This window comes from Burkholderia aenigmatica, assembly GCF_902499175.1.
GTDB lineage: Bacteria > Pseudomonadota > Gammaproteobacteria > Burkholderiales > Burkholderiaceae > Burkholderia > Burkholderia aenigmatica.
Window position 1 is genome coordinate 1 of record NZ_CABVQC010000126.1, and the last position, 7,090, is coordinate 7,090.

General features: G+C 70.8%; 8 protein-coding genes. 5 read left to right on the forward strand and 3 right to left on the reverse strand.

Translation table 11 applies throughout. From position 1 onward, the window contains the following. From BDO18943_RS41845 to BDO18943_RS41865, 5 genes are all read left to right on the forward strand, one after another. Positions 1–678 (forward strand): tetratricopeptide repeat protein (locus tag BDO18943_RS41845; protein WP_235996336.1); only part of this gene is annotated, 678 nt, incomplete at its 5' end. A gap of 211 nt (positions 679–889) precedes the next feature. Beyond that, positions 890–1,435 (forward strand): hypothetical protein, encoded by a 546-nt coding sequence (locus BDO18943_RS41850; RefSeq protein ID WP_175026656.1) that lies wholly within the window; start codon positions 890–892, stop codon positions 1,433–1,435. A 109-nt stretch (positions 1,436–1,544) separates the two neighbouring features. Beyond that, a complete protein-coding gene (locus BDO18943_RS41855) occupies positions 1,545–2,465 on the forward strand; it encodes a biotin--[acetyl-CoA-carboxylase] ligase (protein ID WP_043187128.1) in 921 nt (306 codons plus the stop codon). After that, complete coding sequence (locus BDO18943_RS41860) at positions 2,462–3,262, forward strand: type III pantothenate kinase (RefSeq protein ID WP_175026657.1); 801 nt, start codon at positions 2,462–2,464, stop codon at positions 3,260–3,262. Before BDO18943_RS41855 ends, BDO18943_RS41860 begins: the two co-directional genes overlap by 4 nt. A 196-nt stretch (positions 3,263–3,458) precedes the next feature. Then, complete coding sequence (locus BDO18943_RS41865) at positions 3,459–3,701, forward strand: hypothetical protein (protein WP_043187421.1); 243 nt, start codon at positions 3,459–3,461, stop codon at positions 3,699–3,701. Positions 3,702–3,717: 16 nt separating this feature from the next. Here the strand turns inward: BDO18943_RS41865 and rfaE2 are convergent, their stop codons facing one another. The 3 genes from rfaE2 to BDO18943_RS41880 all read right to left on the reverse strand — a co-directional run bounded on the left by rfaE2 (position 3,718) and on the right by BDO18943_RS41880 (position 6,945). Beyond that, a complete protein-coding gene (gene rfaE2 / locus BDO18943_RS41870; protein ID WP_043187125.1) occupies positions 3,718–4,203 on the reverse strand; it encodes a D-glycero-beta-D-manno-heptose 1-phosphate adenylyltransferase in 486 nt (161 codons plus the stop codon). Between the two features lie 168 nt (positions 4,204–4,371). Continuing rightward, the gene (locus BDO18943_RS41875; RefSeq protein WP_043187123.1) at positions 4,372–5,250 is read right to left on the reverse strand and encodes a ferritin family protein; all 879 of its coding nucleotides are present in this window, start codon (positions 5,248–5,250) and stop codon (positions 4,372–4,374) included. A gap of 468 nt (positions 5,251–5,718) precedes the next feature. Then, positions 5,719–6,945 carry a patatin-like phospholipase family protein gene (locus BDO18943_RS41880; protein ID WP_175026658.1) on the reverse strand — a complete coding sequence of 409 codons (1,227 nt, stop codon included), beginning with the start codon at positions 6,943–6,945 and terminating at the stop codon, positions 5,719–5,721. Positions 6,946–7,090 lie beyond the last annotated feature (145 nt).

The window sequence follows — 7,090 nt, forward strand, 5'->3', positions numbered from 1 at the left end:
GCCGCGCAGCTCGACGAGTGGCAGGCGATGGTCACGCAGGCCACCGAGCCGCACGCGCTCGCGCAGTTGCGCACGCTGGCGCGGCGCGGCTCGGGCGACGCGCAGGCAGCGCTCGGCATCGCGCTCGTCGACGCGCGCGAACCGGGGCTGCGAGACGAGGGGCGCGGCTGGCTGGAAACGGCCGCGACGGCAGACAGCAAGGCCGACGCGCCGGCTGCCCGACGGGCGCAGCTCGCGCTCGGCAAGGCGTTGCTGCTCGGCAGCAGCGACATGCCGAAGGACTACGCACGCGCCCGTACCTTGCTCGGCGAAGCGGCCGCGCAGGGCGACGCGGCCGCCGCGTATTACCTCGGGCTGATCTATCGCAGCGGCTACGGCATCGCCGCCGATCCGGTGCAGGCCGCGCACTGGTTCGAGATCGCGTCGCGCGCGGACATCCCGGCCGCGGACTTCATGCTCGCAAACGCATACCGCGAAGGCAGCGGCGTGCCGCGCGACGAGGCACGTGCGCTGGCGCTGTATCGCCGCGCCGCCGAGCACGAGCTGCCGGAAGCCGTGCAGACGCTCGCGATGGCCTATCGCAACGGCGAGCTCGGGCTCAAGCCCGATGCGGACGAATTCCACGCGCAGTGGATCGAGACCGCGCATGCGCTGAAGCACCCGGTCGTCGCGCCGTAACGGTTCGTCCGCACGCACGCGCACGCACCGGCTGCATGACACGCATGCCCCGACGCCCCGCGCATCGATCACCCGGCAACGGAATCGATCGCGGGGCGCGGGCGCACGCGCCTGTTGCATTGCCGCCATCCGGCTGCTCCACGTCGATCGTTCGGCACGCGGCAATGCATTAACATGCAGCCTCACAATAAAACCTGAGAGAACTGCATCCATGTCCCATCGCCTTTCCAGGCTTGGTGCCGCTGCCGTCGGCGCCGCCGCCCTTGTCATTGCCGGCGCACCGCTCACCGCACGCGCCGCGCCGCCCGCCCAGCCCGACATCTTCAACGCCGCGCTTTGCAAGCCGCCGTTCACGGCGGACCTGATGGACTCGATCTACAACACCGCCAAGGCAGCCGATCCGAAACCGGACGAGTCGATGCTGGGTGCCGCGGTCTATCGCCTGCCGGAGCCGATCCACCGCGACGGCTTCACGACGCAGCAGGTCGTGTTCGTCAGTACCGGCATCGGTGTGCTCGTGGACGGCGAGGTTGCCGACCAGCTCGCGAAACGCTACCAGCTCACCCTCGAGAAGGGCCACCTGCTGGGCGCGTCGTCCGTCGGCTATTCGCGCAGGCTGACGGTCCGCGGCCCGGGCGGTGCACTGATTCTCGTGTCGGCCCGCCAGGGCCCGGCGCTGAAGGGCAAGACGCTGCTGGCCTGCGAAATGACGTCCGAGGAGGACATCAAGGCGCTGGAGCGGATGGAAAAGCATTGAGTCGCGCGGCGCTGCGGCGCCGCTCGCGTGCAGGCGGCCACGTGCCGCCCTGCCAGTCGCGCGCGTCGCCCGACGCGCGCCAGCGCCCCCTGTCGCTACAATAGGCGCCATGAACGCTCCCACCTCCTCCGACACGCCCGATTCCGGCGACGCGCACATCGCGCGCAACCGGCTCGAGGCGCACCTGGACGCCGCGCCGCGTGCGTGGCCGCTCGACATCGTCGCTGCCACCGGCTCGACCAACGCCGACGTCGCCACCCGGCTCAAGGCGCTGCCGCGCACCGCGAACGCGCTGCCCGCGCCGCTCGTGCGCGTCGCGTTCGAGCAGACGGCCGGCCGCGGCCGGCAGGGCCGCCCGTGGTTCGCACAGCCCGGCAACGCGCTGCTGTGCTCGGTCGGCTGCATCGTGCCGCGCCCCGTCGAAGCACTCGGCGGCCTCAGCATTGCGATCGGCGTTGCGCTCGCCGAAGGGCTGGCCGCGCTGCCGCTCGACGCCCATACGCGCGTCGCGCTCAAATGGCCGAACGACCTGCTGCTGACGGCCACCGACGACGGCACGCCGCGCATCGTCGGCAAGCTCGCCGGGATCCTGATCGAAACCGCGTGGACCAGCGCCGACGCCACCGCCGTCGTGATCGGCTTCGGCATCAACGTGCGCGGCGCGGAAGCCGTCGCCGCGCAGGTCGACGCGCTGCGCGCGCGCGAAGCGACACTCGCGAGCGGGCTGCCGCCCGCTGCGCTGTCGATCGCGTGCGCATCGGCCAACCTCACCGATACGCTCGCCGCGTCGCTGAACGCGCTCACGCCTGCGCTCGCGCAGTTCGGCGCCGAAGGGCTCGCGCCGTTCCTGCCGCGCTGGCACGCGCTGCACGCGTACGCGGGGCGCGAAGTCGTCCTGCTCGAACAAGGCGTCGAACGCGTGCGCGGTATCGCGACGGGCATCGACGCGACCGGCCAGCTGCTGCTCGACACGCCGGACGGCATGCAGGCGATCGCCGCCGGCGACGTGTCGCTGCGCGAAGCGCAATGAGCGAGCCGCACCTGCTGATCGACGCCGGCAACAGCCGGATCAAGTGGGCGCTCGCCGATGCGCAGCGCTCGCTCGTCGAGACGGGCGCATTCGGCCATGCGCGCGACGGCGGCGCCGATCCCGACTGGTCGAACCTGCCGCGTCCGCGCGGCGCGTGGATCTCGAACGTCGCGGGCGCCGACGCGGCCGCCCGGCTCGACGCGCTGCTCGACGCGCGCTGGCCGGGCCTGCCGCGCACGACGATACGCTCGCGCCAGACGCAATGCGGCGTGACGAACGGCTATACGACGCCCGACCAGCTCGGCAGCGACCGCTGGGCCGGCCTGATCGGCGCGCACGCGGCGTTTCCGGGCGAGCACCTGCTGATCGCGACGTTCGGCACCGCGACGACGCTCGAGGCGCTGCGCACGGACGGCCGCTTCACGGGCGGGCTGATCGCGCCGGGCTGGGCGCTGATGATGCGCGCGCTCGGCACGCACACCGCGCAGTTGCCGACGCTGACCACCGACATCGCGAGCGGATTGCTCGCGGGTGCGCAGGCAGAACCGTTCCAGGTCGATACGCCGCGCTCGCTGTCGGCCGGCTGCCTGTACGCGCAGGCCGGGCTGATCGAACGCGCGTGGCGCGATCTCGTGGATGCATGGAAGGCGCCCGTGCGGCTCGTGCTGGCCGGCGGCGCGGCGGACGACGTCGCGCGTGCGCTGACGGTTCCGCATACGCGGCACGATGCACTGATCCTGTCCGGGCTCGCGCTGATTGCTGCGGAAGCGGCAACCGCAACGGCGGCGCAGGAGTGACGGAACGGCGCCGGCATCGCGCCGGCGCACGGTAACGCAAGCCCGGGCGGGCCTGCGTCACGATGACGGTGAAAGTCGGGCGGCGCCACGACGGCAGCACGCGCGCACGGTCAACGGAAGGAATGAGACAGCCGGCCATGCGGCCGGCCCGATTCAATGACGTGAACCACGTCAATGACGACGAGGAGTGTCGACGATGCTGCGCTGGCTGATCGCTGTTCTCTTTCTCGCCAACATGCTCGCGTTCGTGGTGGCACGCGGCGTGTTCGGGCCGCTGCCGGCGGCCGGCCCGCGCGAACCCGGCGTGCTGGCGCGGCAGGTGCGGCCCGATGCGCTGCGCGTGACGCCGCTTGCGCAGGCCACCGACCAGCCCGTCATCGGCGGCCCGATCGCGCCGCCGGCCGTCACGGCCGAACCGCTCGCGGCGTCCGCGCCCTGACGGCGCCGGGCCGCGCTCAGGACTGCTGCGCGCGCACCTTCTTCAGCAACGCGGTGGTCGAGCGGTCGTGCTCGAACGGAATCGCCAGCGCCCGGCCGCCCCAGCCGCGCACCAGCGCCGATTCCGGCAACGCATCCATGTCGTAGTCGCCGCCCTTCACGAGAATGTCCGGACGGACGGCCTCGATCAGCGACACGGGCGTCTTTTCCTCGAATTTCACGACCCAGTCGACGCTTTCCAGCGCCGCGAGCAGCGCCGCGCGGTCGTCCTCGCGATTGATCGGCCGGTCGTCGCCCTTGCCGAGCATGCGTACCGACGCGTCGCTGTTCACGCCGACGATCAGGCATGCGCCGAGCGCTTTCGCGTCGGCGAGATAGGTGACGTGGCCGCGATGCAGGATGTCGAACACGCCGTTGGTGAACACGACGGGCGACGGCAGCGTGGCGCGCAGGGCGACGAGGGCGTCGCGGGTGATCAGCTTGCGTTCGAAAGTGGCGGACATGATGAAGGTCGGATCGAATGAGCAGTGCGTACGGCGACGTGGAGCCGTGGCGCCGGAAACGAAAAAGCCCGCCGGGCGCGCCGAGCGGGCTTCATGGGGCAGCGGCGAAGCGGCGCGCGCGGCCGGCGTGAATCGTGAATCAGGCCGGCCCCGGCGCGCCAGCCGGCCTCAGGCCGGTTGCGCGGCCGACGACGGGCCGCTTTCGGCCTGCAGGCGGCCGGTTACTTCCTTGCGGTAGCGGTTCAGCTCCTGCGCGGTCGCGAACGTGCGCTCGAACAGGATCGACAGGTTGTGCAGGATCCGCTCGATGACCTTCTTTTCCCATTCGCCGTCGAAACGGATCTGCTCGTCGAGCCAGCGCTCGAGCCATTCCGGATCGGGCAGGCGCGACTGCACGGTGTCGCGCGGGAACAGCGCCTGGTTCACGTGCAGGTTGGTCGGGTGCAGCGGCTTCTCGGTGCGGCGCGCCGACGCCATCAGCACACCGATCTTCGCGAACGCGGCACGTGCGACGTCGCCGCAGTTGTTCAGCGCCTTCTTCATGTAGCGCAGGTATGCGCCGCCGTGGCGCGCTTCATCGCGCGAGATCGTTTCGTAGATCTGCTTGATGACCGGCTCGGTGTGCCAGTCGGCCGCGCAGCGGTACCAGTGGTTCAGGCGGATCTCGCCGCAGAAGTGCAGCATCAGCGTCTCGAGCGGCGGCGCCGGATCGAATTCGAAGCGCACCGCGTGCAGTTCCTCTTCGGTCGGCACCATCTCCGGCCGGAAGCGGCGCAGGTATTCCATCAGCACGAGCGAATGCTTCTGTTCCTCGAAGAACCACACGCTCATGAACGCGGAAAAGTCGCTGTCGTGCTGGTTGTCGCGCAGGAACATCTCCGTCGCGGGCAGCGCCGACCATTCGGTGATCGCGTTCATCTTGATCGTCTTCGCCTGCTCGTCGGTGAGCAGCGAAGCGTCGAACTTGTCCCACGGAATGTCCTTCTCCATGTCCCAGCGGACGGCTTCGAGCGATCGGTAAAGTTCCGGATAAAGCATCGTGTTCATGATGGTCCCACCCCTGTTCTGCGCAATGCGACTTCTCTAAACGTGACTGTTGCCGCAAAGGCGCGCCAAGCGCGCTTTTTGCGGCCAAGACTGTGATTTTACGCGTGAAACCGACCGGCCGGACGCCGATTGCTCGTCCGGCAGCCGGGCGGCCGCGTCGCCGCCGTTGCGGCATGCCGCAGCCACGCTCCGCACGAACGGAACCGGCTGCACGCTTGCCTGAGTGGGGGCCGGCGCTGGCCGGCTCGTTGGCGCGCCCGTCCCCTGCCCCAGGCGGGTTCCCCGAAAGGTCCCGTGCGGATGCCGGATCGGCGGGCTGCTCGATATGGTGTATACGGCGGCGGCCATGATATCACGCGTGCATGACGGTTCCGAGACGCCTGCCCGGTCGTGCGCCGCCAACCGCGGTGCGGCGATCTGTCGCGGCCGACCGTCGCGAAAACGCAACCTTACATTGCCCTGTCCGCATCAGACCCGCATTTCGCCGGTCGCGAGGCCGTCTTCCGGCGGCATGCCGGCGGCCGGCACGCTGCCGCCATCCGCCAGTGCGATCCAGCCGGCCAGCGTGTCGCGCTGCGCGCGCCCGTCGCGGTAGCCGAGCTCGATCAGTTCGCGCGTGAACGCCTCCTCGAACAGCAGGTAGCTCGCGAACGACGCGCCGGCCGGCTGGCTGCCGCCGATCGCGCCGAGCAGCCCGCGCATCGTCGCCGGCATCTGCTTCAGGTGCTTCGCCGCGATCAGCTCGATCCGCTCGGACGGCGCGATCGCGAGCACGTCGACGTGCCGCCAGCCGCTGTCCACTTCGACCTGGTGCGGCAGGTGCTCGATCATCCGGTTGATGTGCTCGATGCGCTCGATGTCCGAGCCGATCGAGTCGAGGAACACGCTCGCGAGCACCTGCTGGCCGATCTGCGCGAGCGTCGGGTAGCCACGTACCAGCCCGGCGCCGTTCGCGGCCGGAATCTCGGGCCGCGGGTCGGCCGCGCCGACCACGACGATCCGGTCCGCGCCGAAGTGGATCGCCGGCGACAGCGGCGCGATCTGCCGGATCGACCCGTCGCCGAAGTATTCGATCTGCCCGTCGAGCACCAGCGGCACGGCCGGGAACACGAAAGGAATCGCCGACGACGCGAGCAGGTGCGACGCCGACAAGTCGACGAGCCGCGCGGTGCGCTGCGCGCGCCGCCACGCCTGGATCGGCTCGGCCGCCTGGTAGAACGTGAGGTGCCGCCCGCTCGAATAGCTGAGCGCCGTCACCGCGAGCGCGTGCAGCAGGCGCGCCTCGAGCATCTGCTCGATCCGGTGGAAACTCAGCTCGCGCTGCAGCAGGTGGGCGAGCGGCGCGTTGTCGAGCAACCCGCGCGGCGAACGGCGGGCCGCCCAGCCGAAGGTCATCGCCGCGAGCCAGCGCGCGCCGGCGGCCGCGATGCCGAGCCAGTCGGTGCGATACACGTAGTCGGCGCGCAACGGCTCCCAGAATTCGAGCAGGCGCCGCACGCCGTGGGAAAAGTCGTCCGCATGGCTCGCAATCGACGTCGCGTTGATCGCGCCGGCCGACGAGCCGCACACGACCGCGAACGGCAGCGTGTGCCGCTGCGGATCGGCCTCGCGCGCGATCTCGGCCAGCGCCTTCAGCACGCCGACCTGATAGGCGGCACGTGCGCCGCCTCCCATCAGAACGAGCGCGAGCCGCATGATCGACCTGCTACCTGCGCCGCGTCACGTCGAGCGCTTCGGCGGACGGGTTTCGGGCGACGAAGCGGCTGCCGCGCGCGCCGCGGCCGAACCGGCCGCTCCGGCCGGCTTTGCGCGCTTCGCGGCGGGCTTGCGCGGCGCGGCG

Coding starts and splice junctions, on each gene's coding strand:
- BDO18943_RS41850 (WP_175026656.1), top strand. CDS start 890: ATGTCCCATCGCCTTTCCAGGCTTGGTGCCGCTGCCGTCGGCGCCGCC.
- BDO18943_RS41855 (WP_043187128.1), top strand. CDS start 1,545: ATGAACGCTCCCACCTCCTCCGACACGCCCGATTCCGGCGACGCGCAC.
- BDO18943_RS41860 (WP_175026657.1), top strand. CDS start 2,462: ATGAGCGAGCCGCACCTGCTGATCGACGCCGGCAACAGCCGGATCAAG.
- BDO18943_RS41865 (WP_043187421.1), top strand. CDS start 3,459: ATGCTGCGCTGGCTGATCGCTGTTCTCTTTCTCGCCAACATGCTCGCG.
- rfaE2 (WP_043187125.1), bottom strand. CDS start 4,203: ATGTCCGCCACTTTCGAACGCAAGCTGATCACCCGCGACGCCCTCGTC.
- BDO18943_RS41875 (WP_043187123.1), bottom strand. CDS start 5,250: ATGAACACGATGCTTTATCCGGAACTTTACCGATCGCTCGAAGCCGTC.
- BDO18943_RS41880 (WP_175026658.1), bottom strand. CDS start 6,945: ATGCGGCTCGCGCTCGTTCTGATGGGAGGCGGCGCACGTGCCGCCTAT.